Genomic DNA, 20,781 nt, shown 5'->3' on the forward strand with positions numbered 1-20,781 from the left:
TGCGTTCGGGGAGAGACCGCGCACCGGGTTCAAAATTAATTACTGAATGATTACTAGAATTTATCGTTTAGCTCATCCAGATAAGGTTGAACCAGGGACATTTTACTGTTTACCCATTCTTTCCAGTTTGCCTCTAGATCTCCGTTTTTGAGGATCAAGTTGGCATATTCATTCTGGTAGTCGAATGAAGCCTGACTCTTAGCTTTGGAATCGTACAGGTTGACATCCCAATCGTATGGTGCAAGCGATTTGCCTTCTGTACCAAGTTTTGCTTTTTCTTCGAACAATTTCACGGCTCTATCACGGTAATCTTTTTTGATTGCAGGGTTTACAACACTGAAGTCGTCACCAAGCAGATACAGACCTTCGAAACGTGCTGGATATTTATCTTCCAATACCGTTCCTTCTGGCAACAAGCTAACGAGTTCGTTGTTTTCATCATATTTCCAATCTTTTCCTTCAAAGCCCATGTTGATGAGCAACTGTCCTTCTTTTGTTGCGGAGTAATCGATCAGATCCATGATCCGTTCGAATTTCTCGTCACTAATCTCCGGATTGAAGATCAATGCAGACCAGAAGTTGGCTTGTTCCATGTTACGGTATTTACCGTCATCGCCTACTACGATTGCTGTGTGTACCAGTTCATCACTATCTACACCCAGATTTTTTTTCATATCGGAATCCAGACCTTGTCTGTACGAAGCCAGTCCGCCCAGACTTGTTACAGCAGCTGTACCTGTTACTTTGAAGTTGTTTTGACCTTCATTGTTTTTCCATGTGTAGAACTCAGGATTGAGCAGTCCATCTTTATAGGCTTTTTGCATCAATTTAAGTCCTGTCAGCGTTTCAGGATCTGCTGGTCCCCAGTGGAATTGGCCATCTTCACCTTTGTAGAACGGAGAGTCAGTCATGGCATGCACACTGTTTGGCATAATCATGTTTGTCATGGCATCTGCCGCATTGTAGGACAGAGGTACAAGTTTGTTACCCACTTTGCCTGGATCTTTTTCTTTTACTAGTGCAGCATATTCGTTCAATTCGGTCGTTGTATAAGCATCTTTCAGTTCAAAACCAACCGCTTCAGCCCAGTCTTTACGTAGCGCAATGACACCAATTTGGTTCGTGAGTGGGTCAGCCGGTTTGTTTTCGAAATAGATTGGTCTAGGCAGGACATATGTTCCACCTGTCAATTCTTCCAACTTGTCTCCAAGACCCGTCAAATTGTAAGCTGCTGCCACGTTAGGCCAGCGTTCTTTCCAGTCATCCGGGAATTTGTAGAACAAACCTTGTTCAATGCTGTTAATGGCATCGCCATGTACGTAGTTCCATACCGCTACATCCGGCAAGTCGCCAGAGTTGATCCACAGACGAAGTTTCTCGCCCCATGAATCCCAATCGATATAGTTGTAGTCCCATGTTAAATTAAATTTGTCTGTCCAGAACTTGTGGAAGTCATTATCCAGGTTCCCGTTTTTGATTTCTGTCAGGTTAGCTACAGAGATGGTCAGGTTGTCTTTGTAATTTCCCTCTGCATCTTTTTCGTTACCACCCGAAGCTCCTTGACTGGAACAAGCGGTCACCATCAGCATAACTACACTAAGCGTGATGGCAAAGAGAGCTCTTACTGACAACTTTTTTTTCGTTTTCATGTTTTACCCCCATGTTTTTTAGTAGAATTTTATTGCAGTATCCTATACGTATATCAGGTCTTGATTGCCCCTGTTAATACCCCTTTGGCAAAGTGTTTTTGCAGCATTGGGAAGAAACACATAATTGGTACCATGGTGACAAATACGGCCGCCATCTTCATACCCATTGAGAAGTTGCTTGCCTGGGCAGCATCCACACTGGATGCATTGGATGCATTCGTCGTAGATGTCACGATAATATTTCGGAGTACATTCTGGAGCGGTAACTGATCCGCTTTTCGAAGGAATATCATCGCATCATACCAACTGTTCCAGTAAGCCACACCGTAGAACAACGTAATTGTAGCCATAATTGGTGTAGCCAGCGGAAGAACAACGGAGAACAAAATTCTCCACTCTCCTGCTCCATCCAGTCTCGCCGATTCCATCAGCGATTCAGGCAAGGTGTAGAAGTAGTTCATCATCAGAATCATGTTAAACGCACTGAAGCTTCCCGCCAGGATAACGGACCACAGCGTACCTGTAAGATGAAGTGATTTCATGATCAGGTACAGCGGTACGATACCACCATTAAAGATCATGGTGAACAGTACCAGGAAAAAGAGAAATTTCTTAAACGGAAATTTGTTGCGACTAAGGCCATATGCCATGCTTGTTGTCAGGAACAAGCTGAGTGGCAAGCCGATGACTAGCAATATAATTGTATTTTTGTACCCCGTCAGAATTGTTCCGTCAGCGAACAATGCCTTGTAGGAATCCAATGTCCATTCTTTAGGGAACATCAAAAATGGATTGTCAGCATATTCTTTTTGTGTTGCAAACGAAATCATGATGACATTCCAGAACGGAATCAGGATCATCAGGGCAAGCACTAGTAATACGGCGAAAATAATGTAATCGAGAAGTGTCATTTTTTCTGTACCAATTCTCGGTTTTTTGTTAGCTTTCTTGCTCATCTCATTTTTCCTCCTCTCTTATCGGAACAATCCGTCTCCGCCAAGCCACTTGGCAAATCTGTCAGCAAGAAGCAGCAAGGCCATATTCACCAGGGAACGGAACAAGCTGACCGCTGTCGAGAATGAGAAATCGGTAGATGACTGGAACGTAATCCGATAGATATATACATCGAGTACTTCCGATACATTTTTGGTAGCGGCATTTGCCAAGTTGAAGATCTGGTCAAACCCGGAAGACATCAATCCACCAACCGAGAGAATAAACATGATTGTGATGGTTGGAAGGATGTTCGGCAAAGTAATTTTGAACATCTGTTGCATACGGGAAGCCCCGTCAATCTGTGCTGATTCATACTGATCCTGATCAATACCGGAAATGGCAGCCAGGAATATAATCGCGCCCCATCCACTTGATTTCCAAATATCAGTCAACAGCAACATGGGTACAAAGTTGGATTCAGACCCCAGGAAGTTAATCGTTGGCAATCCGAGTAATCCGAGCGCGCTATTTACCAGTCCGTCATATGCCAGCACATTGATGACTACCCCGGATACGATGATCCAGGAAAGGAAGTGCGGGAACGTAAGAACGGTTTGGAACAATTTTTTCCCTCTGCGCATCCGCAATTCATTCAGCAACAGCGCCAGAATAATTGGGAACGGGAACTGAATAATCAGTTTCAGAATATTGATGTACAGCGTACGCCATACTGCGTCGATAAAGGTTGGATCACGGAAAACATATTTGAAGTTCTCGAATCCGCTCCATGGACTTCCCCAGATGCCCAGGTTGGCCTTGTAATCTTTGAATGCCAGAGACAGGCCACCCATCGGCATGTAGGCAAACAGAATTAGCCAGACAAGCCCCGGAATAAGCAGGGTGTATGTCATTCGGTGCTTCCAGATTTCAGTCCAGAGCGAATTGCCCTTCACGTTTCCCTTCAGCTTTTTGCTAGGTCCTTCGGCTGCAGGTTTCACATTGCATCTCCTCACTCTACTATGGTCTTGTCGTTGTACAGAAAATCAAACATCGTTCTCAGGTGGTGCTCCCAAAATCTCCATTCATGAGCCCCCGGCGTCTCCACATACCGAAAATCAAAGGCAGTCCCCTGCATGTATTTCGCATAGTCGCGATTCATCTCTACAAAGGGGTCACTATCGCCACAGCAACTGAGGATATCCGGTAAAGGAACACCCTGTTCCAGCAGCTTGGCCGACAGTGCGTAAATATCCTGATCGGCTTTTACCTGTAAACGTTCTCCAAAAACCGCTTTCATTTCCTTGATCATGATCGCTGGCATATGGGGATCATGAAGCCGTGTCTGGATATCCGTTACGCCGGATAGAGACACTACTTTGCGATATCGCTCTGGATAAGTTAGTCCACATTTCAGTGCACCATATCCACCCATGGATAAACCTGCAACGTATGTTTTCTCCGGATCAGGATTCAGATTGAGCAGACGCTTGCATATTTCAGGTAACTCCTGAGTGATGTAGTGGAAGTAATTCAGGCCGTATTCCATATCGGTGTAATAGCTTCGATTCGCTTCCGGCATAATGATCGTACAGCCATATTGCGCTGCATACATCTCAATTGTGGTTAACCGTTGCCAGGTACTCGCATTATCGCCTGCCCCGTGCAACAGATATAGTGTACCGCCTGAAGTCTCTCCGGAGTCACTGGACACAACATGTATGCTGGTATTCATGCATAAGGTTGGCGATCCAGTTTCGATCGTTATATGTGCCATAAATGTAACCCCTCTCATCATCGCCTGCTGTCTTTACTCATTCGTTTCTCTGGCGTTGGATTGCAGGCTGTTGTAGATTCCCTTGTATTACGATGGGTTATCGAAACGATTTTCTCGAATCGTTTCAAAACATAGCCAACGTTGATTCACATGGAATTCATTACAACACTTTTAATGTGGAAGCGATTTCTTCGAATCGTTTCGAATAAATCATAAGCCCGATGAGTAAATCCTGTCAATAACCTTTTTACAAATTTCGCGTTTTTTTCTCGAAAAAATGCTCTTTTAAGTCTAAATTTGCGTCCAAAGACACTATTATTACGAAAAAATGAAAATTTAGTAAGTACTATTACAACTTTAATTGACACCAAACCAGGTTTATACTAACATGGGTTCTGATTTTGCATTCGAATTACGGAAACGTTTCACCAACCGATTTTACTCAGGTTTCACCTGATATTAGGGAGGTTAATATGTCTGAGCAACTCAAAGGTTTCATTCATACGATTACGGAGCAACAATTGAACGTTTTTTCCATTCGCATATTACAAAAAGGGCATCTGCTTGCCCATTGGGACCGGGATAAGGATCAGCGCAGAGTACAACATTCCATCAGTAAATCCTTCACGTGTATGGCCGTTGGTCTTGCGCTTGAAGAAGGTCTGATACATCTCGATGCGACACTTGGTGATTATTTCTCTTATGATCATGATCATGTACCCGCCGCACAGCGCAATCTCCCATCGCCGCAAGAATTGAGACTGCGTGATCTTCTCCGAATGACTTCGGGTCATGACTCTCCCCCTCTTTGGGCTGATGAGCGAGCTTCATTGACCGAAAAGGACTGGGCGAAATATTATATGTCTCTGCCTATGGACCGGGTACCTGGAGAACAATTTACATATAGCAGTGGGGATACATTTATGATCTCAGCCATGCTACAGGCTGCTACCGGCCAAACCGTGAAAGATTACCTGACTCCACGGTTATTTGATCCGCTTGGCATCCATGATGTAGAGTGGGAAACCTCTCCACTCGGCGTAACGCTTGGCTGTGCAGGTCTTTGGATAAGCAATGAGGAACTGAGTCGATTTGGACAGTTACTGTTGCAGGAGGGCTTTTGGGAAGGCAGACAGCTTGTACCTGCGGATTGGATTCGACAGGCTACGTCCCAGCAGATCGAAACGACTGGAGACGGTGATTGGGGAAAAGGTTACGGGTATCAGTTCTGGATGTGTTCCCATGATGCTTACCGCGCCGATGGCGCCTATGGTCAGTTGTGTATCGTAATTCCCTCAAAGGAAGCTGTCATATGTATTAATAGTGAGGAAGAAAATATGCAAGGCATCCTGAATGCCGTCTGGAATGAGGTTTTACCCCTTTACACCCAGCGTTAGTCTACTTATTTTATCTTTTTTTTCAATTTGCAATTATGCCATCCAATTGAGAATAAAACAAAAAAAACGCCACGGGGTCAATGGACCCCATGACGTTATTTCTTATCCGTGTTGTGGAAGCTGAGTCATTTCATCTAAACATTGTGCGCATATGTAACGCTCTTTGAACTCGTTGACTTCCTCGATGGATCCGCAGAAAATACATTTTGGACGATATCTCTCCAAGATAATATGGTCCCCTTGTACTAAGATTTCTACAGGATCTCCCTCATTCATTTGATACCTTTTACGCAAAGATTTAGGCAATACGATCCTACCTAATTGGTCAACTTTGCGAACTACTCCAGCTGGCTTCATAGCTACGGCACACCTCTCCTATCTTACTCTAAATTTCTAGGTACATTTGTACTATGTTTATAGATTCGCCAAGATTTTGTCGAATCCTGCTGGAAATAAACATTTTTTGTCCTTTTTTTTGAAAAATGTTTTTTTTCCGAATTCTAGCCGTCATTTATAACCAAAATTTATCCTTCTAACCCCGGGAAATTGAGCTGACGTAACGCTTCATATACAATAATTGCTGCCGAATTGGACAGATTTAATGATCTAACGTCACCAGTCATTGGCATTTTCATGCATGTATCGGGATTCGCAGCAATTAATTCAGGCGGCAGGCCTTTAGTCTCTTTACCAAAAACGAGGAAATCCCCATCCTGAAAATTAAAATCACTATATCGGTTCTTGGCCTTCGTAGTTGCATAGAAGAAACGACCTTCCGGATATTTTTCCTGAACCTCAGCAAATGAGTCGTGGTATTCAATATGGACAGCATGCCAGTAATCCAGCCCTGCACGTTTCAATGTAGCATCATCTGTTCGAAATCCAAGTGGACGTACGAGATGCAGATGGGTCCCGGTTGCCGCACAAGTACGCGAAATATTGCCTGTGTTCGCCGGAATTTCTGGTTCAACCAGAACGATGTGTAAAGCCATATGTGTTCAATCTCCTTTTCATTTCATGTTGACGACAACCCTCTAATCTTAAAGAAAAGCCCTCCACACGTCAATGTGGAAGGCTCCTATACTTAATTATCCATTTGTCTTCTGGAAGTGACTCATGAAGTCTGTCAGTGCCTTAACACTTTCATAAGGAGCAGCATTATAAATGGAGGCACGGAGACCACCCACACTGCGATGTCCTTTCAAACCTACAAATCCTTCTTCCTCCGAAGCCTTGATGAACTTTTTCTCCAATTCTTCAGAAGCAAGACGGAAGGTTACATTCATGAGGGATCGATCTTCTTGTTCCACACAACCACGGTAGAAATCACCGGAACCATCAATTGTGTTATAGAGCAATTCCGCTTTTTTCGTATTTTTTTGCTCAATACCAGCCAGTCCGCCCTGTTCTTCAATCCATTTCAATACTTCATTCACCATATATACTGAGAAGGATGGTGGCGTATTGTACAGGGAATTGTTATCTACATGTGTGCTGTAACGAAGCATGGTTGGAATCGTTTTAGGCGATTCGCTCACCAGTTCCTCACGAGCAATTACAACCGTAATTCCGGATGGACCCAGGTTCTTCTGTGCACCCGCGTAGATCATGCCGAACTGATTAAGATCAAATGGTTTACAGAAAATATCACTCGACATGTCCGCAATCAGAGGTACTGAACCGGTATCCGGGAACGACTTGAATTGCGTACCTTCAATCGTTTCGTTGGAAGTCAGATGTACATAAGCCGTACGTTCCGGCAAACTCAGATTCGAAACATCCGGCAATTTCATGAACTTCTCTGCTTCTGAAGATGCAGCAACATGTGTCTCGCCGATCAACTTCGCCTCAGACAGAGCCTTCTTCGCCCAGCTGCCAGTCATCACGTAACTTGCAGTCTGCCCTGCACCGAGCAGGTTCATTGGCAACATCGCGAACTGAGTGCTTGCACCGCCCTGCAGAAAGAGGACCTTGTATCCTTTTGGATTGCCTAGAAGCGACAACAACCGCTCCTGAGCTTCATTATGTACAGACTCATACACCGCTCCACGGTGAGACATCTCCATAATCGACATGCCTGTATTACGAAAATCTACAAATTCCGCCTGTGCACGCTCCAGTACCTCAAGTGGTAACGCCGCAGGTCCTGCATTAAAGTTATACGCTCTTTTTGTCACAAAATCCCCCGCCCTTTCCATCCGTAACTCTGACATACAAACAGCATTTTGCACAATTCGATTAGAATCGCTCACGGGTATAAGATATAGACAAATTGAAACATTTTGATCTATATCTTACTTATTGAAAGTCGCTCTATGGATTTGTGCAAAATGCACTCAAAGTAAATATTATCGCTATGATATCAGTATTCTCTATCTGCTTCAAGGGCAATATGCACTGAAGTGTTGAATTCAGGTCATCAAATTCCTTTATCACCCTGCAAAGTTAAAGCACTACATTGTTTAATTCAAGGAAAAGCCTCCGAGAGCGTGTCCCGGAGGCTTTAAGTTGGAACAAGAACTGTTCCGACCCCGACCGATTAGCAGTCGAAGTAGAGGCTGTACTCGTGCGGATGAATGCGGATCGCTACTGCTTTCGCTTCATCACGTTTGAGGTTGATGTAGTTATCAAGGAAGTCTTTCGTGAATACGCCGCCTTCAGTCAAGAACTCGTTGTCAGCTGCCAGAGCATCAAGTGCTTCTTCCAGGGAAGCTGGCACACTGCGGATGTTTTCTTTATCTGCATCAGACAGGTCATAGATGTTTTTATCGAGAGGACCATATCCAAGCTCAGTTGGGTTAATTTTGCGTTTGATTCCATCCAGACCCGCCATCAACATTGCGGAGAATGCCAAGTATGGGTTAGCTGTGGAGTCTGGTGTACGGAACTCGATACGACAACCTTTTGGTGTCACAGCTGCAACCGGAATACGAACTGCTGCGGAACGGTTACCTTTGGAGTAAACTAAGTTAACTGGTGCTTCGTAACCAGGTACAAGACGTTTGAATGAGTTTGTACTAGGGTTAGTCAAAGCGATCAGTGCCGGAGCATGGTACAGAATACCTCCGATGTAGTGCAGAGCCATTTCACTCAGGTTAGCATATCCCGCTTTGTCATAGAACAATGGGGAATCGCCATCAAAGATGGATTGGTGAACGTGCATTCCGCTACCATTATCACCGAACAATGGTTTTGGCATGAATGTTGCTACTTTACCATATTGACGTGCAGTGTTGTGCACGATGTATTTGTATGCAAGCAGGTTATCTGCTGTTTTCTTCAGTGTATCAAAACGGAAGTTGATTTCGGCTTGACCCGCTGTCGCCACTTCATGGTGATGACGCTCGATCGACAGGCCCGCTTCTTCCAAAAGGCGACACATTTCGCTACGAATATCTTGTTGTGTATCCACTGGTGCTACTGGAACATATCCGCCTTTAGTACGAACTTTGAAGCCCAGGTTTCCGCCTTCTTCCTGACGGTTGGTATTCCAAGAAGCTTCTTCTGAATCTACGAAGTAGGAAGAGCTGTTCGTGCCGCTCTCATAACGAACATCGTCGAAGATGAAGAACTCGGATTCAGGTGCGAAGAATGCTGTTGTACCTACGCCGCTTTCTTGCAGGAAAGCTTCTGCTTTAACAGCGATGCTGCGTGGGTCACGCTCATAACGCTCGCCATCCGGAGTGAAGATATCACACATAACATTCAATGTAGGGTGTGCAGTGAACGGATCGACATAAGTCGCTTCAGGGTCTGGCATCATAACCATATCGGACTCTTCAATTCCGCGGAAACCTTGGATAGAAGAACCGTCAAAAGCTACTCCATTTACGAACGTGTCTGCATCAACAGCCGAAGCTGGCAACGAGATGTGATGTGCACGACCAGCTAAATCTACAAAACGAAAATCTACCCACTCGATGTTGTTCTCTTGAATTGATTTCAATACGTTTTCAACCGACATGTATTCGTCCTCCCAAATATTCCGAACATTAAACAACCCCACTAAGAAAATGTCTAAATTCGAATTTTTTTCTGTCGTCATTATAAATTTTAAAACATGACATCGTCAATACTTATGTAAGGTATTTTTTGAAGGGATGTTAGATATACTCACACTTTATAAATAACATAAATTCATATAACAACTATTTTTATATACATTTAACTGGTTTAATGCGGTAAAGCGACCCCTATTTTAACCTAAATCATGGGAAAAACTTCACATCATAAATATTTCTTATCACTATTGATTAATAAATACGTTCAAAACTGCAAAATATGCAAAAAACCGAGCATCTATCTGATTCCGTTGCAATGAACGAGATCAGAGGAGATGCCCGGATGATGATCCAGACCTTGACTATGAAATTCTTATTACACGCCTACACGTGCCGGGAAAAATTCTGCCGGTTGTTTGGCTGTGCTGAATGATTTACCCACGATTGGTGCCAGTTTCTCCAGATCCTGCAACAGGTTGGCGAATTGGTCAGGGAACAAGGATTGCACACCATCTCCTGTCATGGAGTTATCCGGATCGGTATGCATTTCAATGATCAGGCCATTGGCACCCGCAGCAACGGAAGCTTTTGTCATCGGTTCCACCAGTTCACGTCGTCCAGTACCATGGCTCGGATCGGAAATAACCGGCAAATGGCTCAGAGACTGCAGAACAGGGATCGCTGACAGATCCAGCGTATTCCGTGTGTAGGATTCAAACGTACGAATACCACGTTCACACAGCATAACATTTGGGTTACCACCCGCAAGAATGTATTCAGCCGCATTCAACAATTCATCGTATGTCGCACTGAAGCCACGTTTCAACAATACCGGTTTACCACACTCGCCCAATTTGCGGAGCAGGTCAAAGTTCTGCATGTTACGTGTGCCTACTTGCAGAATATCTGCGTACTCGGCGCAAATATCCACATACTCAGGTGTCATGACTTCTGTAATGGTCAGCAGATCATGTTTCTTGCCTGCTTCCGCCATCATGATCAATCCTTCTACACCCGTTCCCTGGAAGCTGTAAGGACCCGTACGAGGCTTAAATGCACCACCACGTAACACTTGCCCACCAGCAGCTTTCACAAGCCCTGCAATCTCATCAATCTGTGCAGCGGATTCAACCGCACATGGTCCGCCCATGACAACAAGTTCTTTTCCGCCGATATCTACACCTTTGATGGAGATCACCGTATCTTCCGGATGGAAGTCGCGACTTGCCAATTTGTAAGACTTCGAGATTTTAACGACATTCTCGACACCTTTCATTTGGCGAAGATGCTCTTGCATTTTAGGTTCAACTTTACCAATCAAACCAATGATAGTACGATCCTCTCCGCGAGAGATATGCACCTGAAGCCCTTCTTTTTCAATAACTGCAACGATATCCTGAATCTGTTCCTCCGGTGTAGCTTTGCCTGCAATAACGATCATATTAATTCCCATCCTTCCTTGTATGAGAGCACAATAATTTCCTTAACGTGCGTCTGATTAAATATAAAAACTCTGTCGCGCTTAAACGCTTGTTCGCTTTTAAGCTTTTATCCGTTAAAGTGAATATACCATAGTTATCTGATTGCGTCAAGGTACACATTCCTTATCCATATACAAAAAAAGAATCCTGCTCCACAGGCTCCGACATTCGGATCTGCATAACAGGATTCTTCTCATTCACATCTCGTTTTTAATTCACATACACTTAGACTTACTTTTACATTTCCTAAGGTGTACGTGTTTTTTCTCTAACTGGAGGCAACAGTTTGCTCATGTTCACGGTACGTTTGATCGCCCACGTCTCCGGCTTGTCATGTTCATACTGCTCCAGGTAAAGGATGACTTCCTTCGTAATCGGTGTTGGTGTTGATGCACCCGAAGTAACCGCCACCTTATTTACACCTTTCAGCCATTCTTGCTGAATCTCGGAAACATCGGATACACGGTAGGCCGTAACACCTGCAATCTCCTCCGACACTTGTGCCAGACGGTTAGAGTTATTGCTGCGAGGATCACCCACCACGATAACTAGGTCCGATTGACCTGCCTGTTCCGCAACAGCTTCCTGACGAACCTGAGTTGCGAGGCAAATCTCATTATGAATCTCTGCGCCCGGAAACTTCTCCAGCAGACGGCTCATAATGTGTTTGATATCCCACTGGCTCATCGTTGTCTGATTTGTAATAAGGATTTTGCCTGGAGATACGTTCAGCTCTTCGATCTCTTCTTCTTTCTCGATCAGATGAACGAGATCTGGTGCAACACCAACGGCACCTTCTGGTTCAGGGTGATTCTTTTTGCCGATATAGATGATCTGATAACCTTCTGCCGTCTTCTCCCGAATGAGATCATGGGTCTTAGTGACATCAGGGCATGTTGCATCCACTGTTGTCAATCCTTTGTCCCGTGCCAACTTGCGCACTTCAGGAGATACACCGTGAGCTGTGAAAATAATCGTGCCACTCTCCACTTGGCTCAAAATATCCATCCGGTTCGGACCATCCAATGTAATAATACCTTCATCTTCAAAGGAATCCGTCACATGTTGGTTATGCACAATCATACCCAATATATAAATAGGTCGTGGTAAATCCAGATTGCGTGCCGCTTGACGCGCGAGCACCATCGCATCCACAACGCCGTAACAATATCCCCGCGGCGAAATTCGTAGTACTTCCACTTGGTTGCCACCCGCTTTCTTTCTCGGCAACGTTGCCGATGTAATTGCAGTCCTGTCTATTATACCTTTATTCGATAGGCGGAGCAAAGACAACCGGCAACCAGATAATAAAGGTGGTTCCTTCTCCACGTCTGGTCACAACCTCAACCGATCCATGGTGTTCCTCAATAATCCACTTCGCAATCGAAAGTCCCAGACCGATGCCCGGTGTAGCCCCGCGGGATTCATCTGCCCGATAGAAACGATCAAATATGAACGGCACTTCGTCCCGATCCATCCCAATACCGGTGTCGCTAATGCGTAGTCCCACCTGGCCCTTGTATAATACGGCATCCAGCGTCACAGAGCCTTCAGGTGTGTATTTAAACGCATTTTCGATGAAAATAAACAGCATCTGTTGCAGATAGTCCTTGCTCCCATTCACATAAATGCCGTTCAGGATGGAAAAATCTCCTGGAAGCCAGTCTGCCTGACGATCCAGAAATTGTGCTCTGCGTGCCACTTCCTGTACGAGAATCTGCAGCGGGATCGGATTCAGTTCAATTTTCTGACCCGTATCCGCTCTCGCCAGCGATAACATGTCGCTGATCAGCCTGCTCATACGTTTTCCCTCGTCAGCCATGTCTTCAATGGCTTCCAGCGACATTTGTTTGACAGTCTCCTCATCCAGATTCGGTCGGTCGCTTCCTTCCTGATCCCACAGCTTCTTCAAGAAGTCTACGTTCCCGCGAATGGTGGTCAGCGGCGTACGCAGTTCATGCGATGCATCGGATACAAAGCGGCGCTGAGCAGCATTCGTCTCCTCCAAACCACGGAATGACAATTCTGTACGTTCAAGCATATTATTCACCGTTTCAATCAGACGCCCGATCTCATCCTTCGGCCCGGCATATTGAATACGTACACTTAAGTCATCTCCAGATTGAATCTGATTGGCGGCATCAATTACAGTCACGAGCGGACGCATCGACTTGCGAGCCAAGACGAGACCTGAGGTAATAGCCAATGCCATCGCTACCAGCCAGCCAAAAACCAAAATATTAAGCAACGCTTCCAGCAAGCGCTCCTGTGAACTTACATTCGCACCAACCTGAAGAATCCCACGTACTTCATTGGTTCCCTGAAGAGAAAGGGGAAGCTGATTCACCAGAAACGGTGTACCATCCACATAGATCTTGGATATGCCTCGGTCTTTAAGTATCTCATTGGCTTTTAATACCGGAAACTGAATCTGCAGTTTCTCCATATTACCCGAGATTCTGCCTGAGCGACTCTGATAATCCCAGAGTTGAATATAAATTTGTGCCTCCTGAAGCTGACTCTCTGTAAATGGGTCCAGATCCAACGACTGTGAAAGAGGATTAACACCAATCTGTTCCGTAATCCGGGTACTCTTCACCTTCAATTGCTGTTCGACTTCCTGATAGGAGTTAAAATAAACAAAGGCATAGATTACAACGCCCCAAAAGATAAGAACAGCCGCCAAAATGCCAGAATACCATGCGGTTAGTCTTAACCGGATGGACATATCAAGAGTCACCTCTCAGGATGTAGCCGGCTCCCCGGATGGTCTGGATTAGACGTTTGCCACCGTATTCTTCAGTCTTCTGTCTGAGCATGGCAATGTATACTTCAAGCACGTTAGACTCACCGCTGTAATCATAACCCCAGATTTTATCCATAATCAGATCACGGGACAGTACCCGTCTTGGATTTTGCATGAACAGATTCAACAGTTCGAATTCTTTGGCAGTCAGCTCCAGACGCTGCCCATCTCGCAATACTTCACGTGAGTCATTGTCCAAAATGATATCTTCATACATTAAGCGGTTGTCCGGCGTACCCGCACTATCTGACTTGCGGCGCAGCAATGCACGGACACGTGCCAATAATTCTTCCAGCGCAAAAGGTTTTACAAGGTAGTCATCGGCTCCTGTGTCCAGTCCGGTCACCCGGCTCTGTACTTCATCCTTGGCCGTCAGCATCAGCACAGGCACTTTACTGCCTGCTTCTCTCAATCTGCGACATACCTCAAATCCGTCAATCTGCGGCATCATCACATCCAGCACAACGATGTCCGGCTCCTTGTCCATCAGTTTGCTGAGGCCTTCAGCTCCATTGGAAGCCGTCTGTACCTCATATCCTTCAAAAGCCAGCCCCCGGCGGAGCATGGATACAATTTTTTCGTCATCATCCACAATCAAAATAGTTGAGCGCATGGTGGTCTTTCTCCTTTATCCTAACGTTTTATCCCATTGTAACAGGCAGAAGCACAATCTGCATCTTCAAGTAGGCGTCTCCAATCCGTCCTGGTCCATTGTAACCCTGCTTCATCAGGGCAAAAAAACGGAAGGGCCTTCAAACCCTTCCGTTGTGTTAATCCTCACCTTATATTTATGGTTGCTGCTGTTGTGTATCTGTTGTTTGTGAAGTATCAAAATCATTTTTATTGCCGATTTTGATTTTCAGATCCATTTTCTTACCGTCACGCACCACGTTTAATGTCACTTCACTGCCGATTTTCTGTTTCTTGATGAAATCAATCAGGTCTTGACTTGTCGCATAAGGCGTACCGTTGGCACCTGTGATGATATCATATGCACGAAGATCTGCTTGGTAAGCCGGTGATTGGAAGATCGTGCTGGCTACAACTGAACCTTCGGTAACGTCTGTTCCCATTTGTTTAGCAACTTCAGGCGTGAGAGCCATCAGAGACGCACCGATAAAGGGTACTGGCTCTTTGGGAACTTCTTTGTTCTCTTTAAGATATTTAACGGCTTCAGAGATGACGCTCGACGGGATTGCAAAACCAATACCCTGTGCATCTGCGCTTACTGCAACGTTCATTCCGATAACTTCCCCATTCAGGTTAAGCAACGGACCACCGGAGTTACCCGGATTAATCGAAGCATCGGTTTGCAGCAAATGGCTGTACTCACGTGTTTTTCCTGTTTCTTCATCTGGAATGCTGATCGTACGTTCTTTGGCACTCAGTACACCTGCTGTAACGGTGTGTTCAAATCCTTCAGGGTTACCAATAGCTACAAGCCATTCACCGACTTGAGTACTGTTGGAATCGCCCAGTGGAGCTACAGGGAACGCATCGTCACCACTGTTTTTCTCAATTTTCAATACAGCCAAATCCAGATCAAAGCTGCTTCCCAGCAATTTAGCTTCATAAGGTTTGCTGTTGTTCTCCAGCGTTACCTGGATTACATCTGCACCCTGAACAACGTGTTGATTCGTCAGGATATATCCTTCTTTGTCAAAAATGAACCCGGAACCAATGCCCATAGGTACAAGCTGATTACCGCTTTGTGGTTGCTGGCTTTGGCCTTGATTGCCTTCCGTTCCGCCGCCATTACCAAAGAAGTATTGGTACAGCGGATCACTTGTATTTGATCCACCCTGACCCAATCCTGTACGTGAGGACTGCTTCGCGAGTGTTTCGATTTTGACGACAGCCGGACTTGTACTTGTTACTACGGAAGACACATCTTCTTTGCCTGTTGGCAGTAACGACGCTGTGACATTGTTGCCTCCGCCTGTGTTTGTAGACGCTTCCTGTCCTGAACTTTGATTGTCCGTGTTCGTAAGTGCCGTCTCCGGTGTGAACATGTTTGTTCTATCAGCTGTGTACATGAGAACGGTGATGACCAGCATCCCGGCAATAAAGGAAAATAGAAGTGATCTTACGGAAGAACGTGGCTTGCGGTTATTATAGTTCCAGTTGCCTTTGCCGCCATTCCCTTGATCTCCACCGTTACCTGAGCCGTTTCCACCGCCTGATGATGATCTTTTCGCTTGTTCAGATGATTCACTATTATAGTAAGTAGGTACGGGTCTCACCGGATCAGGTTTTGTAATCTCTACATTTCCTTCTTCACGTTGATTATTGCTTCCCATGTGATTTGCTGTATCTTCCTGATTCACGGACTGAAAAGGTCCATAAGAATAATAATAGGAGGATTCGTCCGTTCCGGAAGAATTGCGGTTCTCCGTTTGTTTGGTTTCGTTTTCCTCGTCTTGACGGTTCGATCTATAGTTGCGTTCATCCATGCCTCTCTACCTCCCAATCTCTTATTCCCAAGAGATATTCTTTAACTGTCCTTATTTTGTACTTTAAACCTTAACCGTACCTTAAAAACAATTAAAAAGGAGATAAAAGCACGTAAGAATAGACTCTTTTCCCCGTCACGACAGCATTTTACCCTTTCGTTTTCACCCAACCCTGACGATGCGCATAGATGGCCAATTGTGTACGATCGTCCATCTCACATTTCATCAGCAGGTTGCTCACATGTGTTTTGACGGTTTTGATACTGATATGTAATTCTTCTCCGATATCTTTGTTGGTCTTTCCCTCTGCAATAAGCAGCAGCACTTCCTTCTCCCGTTCAGTCAGACCCGATTCACTCTCTCTCGCTGTACGTTGTCTGATTCCCCGGGTTAACGCCTGCGACACATCACCTGTCATAACAGGCATGCCTCTATAGGCCCCTTGCAGAGCATAGATCAGTTCTTCAGCAGAGACTGTCTTCAGTACATAACTTACCGCACCCGCTTCAATCGCTTGCACAACCAGATCATCCTCCAGGAAACTGGTAAGCATCACAATTTTCATCCCTGGAAATTCAGTCATGATGGCTTTTGTTGCTTCAGCGCCATTCATTACAGGCATCATCAGATCCATTAGAATCAGGTCCGGCATTTCACTATCATTTAACTTACGTAACTGATCAAGCGCATCCTGCCCGTGGCCCGCTTCTCCCATCACATGAAAAGTAGGTTCCAGCATCAGATATGTTTTCAACCCCATGCGCACCATATCATGGTCATCCACAATCATCACGTTTACTTTACCACTCATTGCGTCTCCCCCTCTGGTTCACTCAGGAACGTTCGGGAATTTCGGGATCAATACCCGTACCGTCGTTCCCGCTCCCGGTTTCGATATAATCTGAACTTGCCCCCCAAGCTTCTCCGCCCGTTCACGCATGGTAGATAACCCGTATGAACCCGGACGCTCCGCTTGCTGTAAAAATCCCTGACCATCATCGCTGATGCTCATGCTGATCTGATGTTCACTCTCCCGTATGGACAGACTAACCACTCCAGCCTCTGCATGCTTCACGACATTGGCAACCGCCTCCTGAATAACAAGAAACAGCTGGTGCTCAATGGCATCCGAGATTCCGCCATCCAGTTCCAGCTCTTTCACACCTTTAAGACCATTCTGCCTGCAATAATCAGGAAACCAACTATCCAGTGCTGCGGTGAGGTCACGCCCTTCCAGCTCCACCGGTCGAAGTTGGGCAATCAATCCTCGCATCTGACGCTGTGCAATATGTGACATCTGGATCAACTGGTCCAGTACTTTACCACCATGTTCCGGATTCATCTCCAGCAGTCGCGGTAAAGACGAAGCCGACATATGCATGGCAAACAGCTGCTGGCTAACCGTGTCATGGAGGTCCCTTGCCATTCGTTTGCGCTCTTCAAGCACAGCCCGCTCCGAGGCTTGCTCCTTCTCAATGACTTCCTGCTCACCGAGGCGCTGAAGCAGTCTCATCTTTTTCTCAATCGAATCCATCATGACATTGAACTCCTGATAGACACGACCAAACGAAGCGTCATCCGCTTCAGGCATGCGCACTGCCAGATTACCCTTGGACACTTTCAACATGTTGAGATCAAGCAGGTCGATCTTGCGTTGGAGCCGTAATGCAGCGATATATCCGGTGATAACGGTGGCCAGCACAACAACAGCAACATAGGTCCATGCCCGCTGACGACCAGCCCCCATCAACACCTCTCCATACAATAGATAGAATCCGCCCAGCGTAATCAGACCAGTTAGCGCAAAATACATCATCAGTTCCCATTTATTGGCCTTGAGAATTGTTCGAATCATGCATTAACCCACCTTATTCACTTTGACGTCTCCGATAAACACACTTACAATAATCCGTACTTTTTTGCTAGCTTCATGGTAATGGGCAGTTTCAGCCTGGGCACTACTCAGGAATCCGCCGCGTTTCTGGTTCAACAGTGACATATCTCCAATGAAGGAATTTGTCGTCACCGTCACACCCAGATCCATATCTTCTGGAACAAATACTTTCACATCCCCAATAAATGAAGAAATGACAATCTTCGTCTCACCGTATGGAATCTGTGCTTTGGTCAAATCAATTACGGTATCTCCGATAAAAGCCGAGATGTTCATTGGTTTCAACGAGAAAACTTCCTGCCCCATGTACAGATCACCGATGAACGCCGATTTATTAATGGTATTGCCACTGCCATAATCCCCATAACCATTTCCGTAGCCATCATCATAATGTTCTCCATATCCGGTATCGTTAGAGTTATACGATTGATGTTTCTTCTTATATTGATGCCCTTGTGATGATGAATCCGTTGATCCTGTGAAATGAGGGCCATGCGCATCGTTCTTCTGTTCCTGTTTTGGTTTGCCAAATGTTTTCTCGAACTGTTCGTCAAACGACGATGGCATCTCCAGATCCTCCGGAGCCAACGGTTTATAAGGTTGCTCAGGTGCTGGAGGTGGCTGCATCTTGTCATGATGTTTCCGATCACGACGTCGTGGCCCGATCAGTACAAACAATCCTCCGCCAATCAGCATAACCGGTATCAGATAACGAATGAACTCCCCCATGGAGTAATCAATCCATCCCAGGTTACGGGCAAGAAAGTAACCACCGATCGCCAGTACAATTACCGGTCCAATAAAGGCGTAACCCCCGTTGCGACGAATCTCGGATATTCCTTTGACCCCCCACCAGATTAGAAATAACGGCCAATATGTTCTGAAAATATATCCTACATCAATGTCATATCCCAATTGTCTGAACAAGATCATCGCACCAATAGCAATAAGAGGTATGCCAACCCACCAGCGGTCACGCGTCGATCGTTTCATCGCTCATGTCTCCTTTGTCTGTATTATGTAATCAGTGTAACTCAGACAAGACAATGAGAACAGCGGCGGCAGGTGGAATTCATCTCGGTCTCGAGACTGAGATGGGAGGATATTAATGTAAAAAACTTCGCATATGTAAAACACCCCGGAGCTGCTGCTCCAGGGTGCTGAATCATCATTTGATTAATGAATCTTCAATTATTTTTTGTATTTTGATGCTTTGCCTTGACCTTGGCCAGTTTGGCCTGTGTTTTCTACACCGAACTCGGCATTGTATTTTTCATCAGGTGTTTGGAAATTATCTTGTACTTTGTTTTGAGCGGATTGCTTCACTTTTGCTGCTGCATTCTCTTCTCCAAACTCTGCATTGTACTTCTCGTTTGGCGTTTGGTACCCTTGTGATTTTTTAGCCACAACGAATCACCTCTCTCTTCATATTTACGATGCATTGCTGCACCGCGGGGTTCGTCCCCAGTCAGTATTATGTGAAGAGAGCACTTCAGTTATTCATGTTCAACATGTGAAATTAAATGGCCTTGTCCAACCACGAATCAGGTACAGATTTGTACACATCGATTGCATCGGCCAACTCGCTGAGCATCTTTTCTGTACACTTTCCAGCGCCTTGCCTGATCACCTGTACCTCCACATCTTTTTTGCCCCACTCTTTGTACACTTGCTTGGTTGTCGGGAAATACAGATCGATTTTATTACCTTTGATCGCTGAACCAGTATCTGCAACAATTCCGTAACCATAGCCTGGAATATACAGAATGGAACCCATTGGGAACAATTTTGGATCAGCTGCAATCGTGGAAACTGTTTCTTTATCACGACGTACTTTGACACCAGAATACGTAATTCCGTATTGAGGATGTTTGGGTCCTTTTCCTGTAGACTCCACACCTGCCGTATATCCCGTTGCTGTAACCTTTTGTGTACCCAGGATTTGTTCTGAACGCGGAGCAAGCACCGGCATAGACGGTTCTGCCACTTGTTTCTCAGGAAGCTCAGGCCTTGGAATGACCATCGGTTGCGGTGACCACAATAAAGCCATATACACCATGGTCGTCAGCTGGGCCTCGTCGCTGTATTGATGGCTAACCTGTTCTGGAAATTCTTGATCAGACTTGCTCGATGTTTCAATTTTCGGACCTTCACTGCCGCTGCTCTGACTCTCGATATGCAGTACTGTACTTTCCTCTTCAAATGTATAGGCATCCGCCTGATTCAGGTTAATCATCATCCCGGCGAACATCACACAGCCAACCAATAAACCCCGTATATGTTTCTTTTGAATTGAGAATTGCTTTTTCATTGTATAACCTCCCCCTCACTGCAAAGGTTTTCCAAAAAGCAATTAATCTATACTTTTTACTGCAAACACTACGAAAAAA

19 protein-coding genes are annotated in these 20,781 nt (G+C 45.3%); 1 reads left to right on the forward strand and 18 read right to left on the reverse strand.

Annotated elements, in window-relative coordinates; translation table 11 throughout:
- Positions 1 to 53 precede the first annotated feature (53 nt).
- The 4 genes from MHB71_RS16060 to MHB71_RS16075 are packed head-to-tail and all read right to left on the reverse strand — an operon-like array spanning position 54 to position 4,359.
- A complete protein-coding gene (locus MHB71_RS16060; RefSeq protein ID WP_340026907.1) occupies positions 54 to 1,649 on the reverse strand; it encodes an ABC transporter substrate-binding protein in 1,596 nt (531 codons plus the stop codon).
- A gap of 53 nt (positions 1,650 to 1,702) precedes the next feature.
- Positions 1,703 to 2,605, reverse strand: coding sequence for a carbohydrate ABC transporter permease (locus MHB71_RS16065; protein WP_036610027.1), 903 nt, complete (start codon positions 2,603 to 2,605; stop codon positions 1,703 to 1,705).
- Positions 2,606 to 2,623: 18 nt separating this feature from the next.
- Positions 2,624 to 3,583: an ABC transporter permease subunit gene (locus tag MHB71_RS16070; RefSeq protein ID WP_017689585.1), complete on the reverse strand. Its 960-nt coding sequence runs from the start codon at positions 3,581 to 3,583 to the stop codon at positions 2,624 to 2,626.
- Between the two features lie 11 nt (positions 3,584 to 3,594).
- Positions 3,595 to 4,359: an alpha/beta hydrolase family protein gene (locus MHB71_RS16075; protein ID WP_340026908.1), complete on the reverse strand. Its 765-nt coding sequence runs from the start codon at positions 4,357 to 4,359 to the stop codon at positions 3,595 to 3,597.
- 473 nt (positions 4,360 to 4,832) lie between these two features.
- Between MHB71_RS16075 and MHB71_RS16080 the strand changes: the two genes are divergently transcribed.
- Complete coding sequence (locus MHB71_RS16080; protein ID WP_340026910.1) at positions 4,833 to 5,756, forward strand: serine hydrolase; 924 nt, start codon at positions 4,833 to 4,835, stop codon at positions 5,754 to 5,756.
- Positions 5,757 to 5,858: 102 nt separating this feature from the next.
- Here the strand turns inward: MHB71_RS16080 and MHB71_RS16085 are convergent, their stop codons facing one another.
- The 14 genes from MHB71_RS16085 to MHB71_RS16150 all read right to left on the reverse strand — a co-directional run bounded on the left by MHB71_RS16085 (position 5,859) and on the right by MHB71_RS16150 (position 20,441).
- A complete protein-coding gene (locus tag MHB71_RS16085) occupies positions 5,859 to 6,113 on the reverse strand; it encodes an AbrB/MazE/SpoVT family DNA-binding domain-containing protein (RefSeq protein WP_036610032.1) in 255 nt (84 codons plus the stop codon).
- Between the two features lie 167 nt (positions 6,114 to 6,280).
- Positions 6,281 to 6,748 carry a tRNA (uridine(34)/cytosine(34)/5-carboxymethylaminomethyluridine(34)-2'-O)-methyltransferase TrmL gene (gene trmL / locus MHB71_RS16090; protein WP_017689589.1) on the reverse strand — a complete coding sequence of 156 codons (468 nt, stop codon included), beginning with the start codon at positions 6,746 to 6,748 and terminating at the stop codon, positions 6,281 to 6,283.
- 96 nt (positions 6,749 to 6,844) lie between these two features.
- Positions 6,845 to 7,933, reverse strand: a complete 1,089-nt coding sequence (gene serC / locus MHB71_RS16095; protein WP_076318316.1) for a 3-phosphoserine/phosphohydroxythreonine transaminase — start codon at positions 7,931 to 7,933, stop codon at positions 6,845 to 6,847.
- 362 nt (positions 7,934 to 8,295) lie between these two features.
- Positions 8,296 to 9,720: a type I glutamate--ammonia ligase gene (gene glnA / locus MHB71_RS16100; protein ID WP_036669830.1), complete on the reverse strand. Its 1,425-nt coding sequence runs from the start codon at positions 9,718 to 9,720 to the stop codon at positions 8,296 to 8,298.
- 413 nt (positions 9,721 to 10,133) lie between these two features.
- On the reverse strand, positions 10,134 to 11,198 hold the full coding sequence (gene aroF / locus MHB71_RS16105) for a 3-deoxy-7-phosphoheptulonate synthase (protein ID WP_036610039.1): 1,065 nt from the start codon (positions 11,196 to 11,198) through the stop codon (positions 10,134 to 10,136).
- A 286-nt stretch (positions 11,199 to 11,484) separates the two neighbouring features.
- Positions 11,485 to 12,438: a 4-hydroxy-3-methylbut-2-enyl diphosphate reductase gene (locus MHB71_RS16110; RefSeq protein WP_340026911.1), complete on the reverse strand. Its 954-nt coding sequence runs from the start codon at positions 12,436 to 12,438 to the stop codon at positions 11,485 to 11,487.
- A gap of 67 nt (positions 12,439 to 12,505) precedes the next feature.
- Positions 12,506 to 13,966, reverse strand: coding sequence for a HAMP domain-containing sensor histidine kinase (locus MHB71_RS16115; protein ID WP_340026912.1), 1,461 nt, complete (start codon positions 13,964 to 13,966; stop codon positions 12,506 to 12,508).
- 1 nt (position 13,967) lies between these two features.
- Complete coding sequence (locus MHB71_RS16120) at positions 13,968 to 14,657, reverse strand: response regulator transcription factor (protein WP_036610048.1); 690 nt, start codon at positions 14,655 to 14,657, stop codon at positions 13,968 to 13,970.
- A 175-nt stretch (positions 14,658 to 14,832) separates the two neighbouring features.
- Positions 14,833 to 16,497: a trypsin-like peptidase domain-containing protein gene (locus MHB71_RS16125; RefSeq protein WP_100529498.1), complete on the reverse strand. Its 1,665-nt coding sequence runs from the start codon at positions 16,495 to 16,497 to the stop codon at positions 14,833 to 14,835.
- 148 nt (positions 16,498 to 16,645) lie between these two features.
- Positions 16,646 to 17,308 (reverse strand): response regulator transcription factor, encoded by a 663-nt coding sequence (locus tag MHB71_RS16130; protein ID WP_017689597.1) that lies wholly within the window; start codon positions 17,306 to 17,308, stop codon positions 16,646 to 16,648.
- A gap of 18 nt (positions 17,309 to 17,326) precedes the next feature.
- Positions 17,327 to 18,352, reverse strand: coding sequence for a sensor histidine kinase (locus tag MHB71_RS16135; protein ID WP_036669825.1), 1,026 nt, complete (start codon positions 18,350 to 18,352; stop codon positions 17,327 to 17,329).
- A gap of 3 nt (positions 18,353 to 18,355) precedes the next feature.
- Entirely contained in the window at positions 18,356 to 19,384 is a 1,029-nt protein-coding gene (liaF, locus tag MHB71_RS16140; RefSeq protein ID WP_036610055.1) for a cell wall-active antibiotics response protein LiaF, read from the reverse strand.
- A 198-nt stretch (positions 19,385 to 19,582) separates the two neighbouring features.
- Complete coding sequence (locus MHB71_RS16145) at positions 19,583 to 19,798, reverse strand: hypothetical protein (protein WP_036610057.1); 216 nt, start codon at positions 19,796 to 19,798, stop codon at positions 19,583 to 19,585.
- Positions 19,799 to 19,910: 112 nt separating this feature from the next.
- Positions 19,911 to 20,441, reverse strand: a complete 531-nt coding sequence (locus tag MHB71_RS16150) for a 3D domain-containing protein (RefSeq protein WP_340030182.1) — start codon at positions 20,439 to 20,441, stop codon at positions 19,911 to 19,913.
- Positions 20,442 to 20,781 lie beyond the last annotated feature (340 nt).

Source organism: Paenibacillus sp. FSL H7-0940 (assembly GCF_037979415.1).
Taxonomy (GTDB): Bacteria; Bacillota; Bacilli; order Paenibacillales; family Paenibacillaceae; genus Paenibacillus; species Paenibacillus amylolyticus.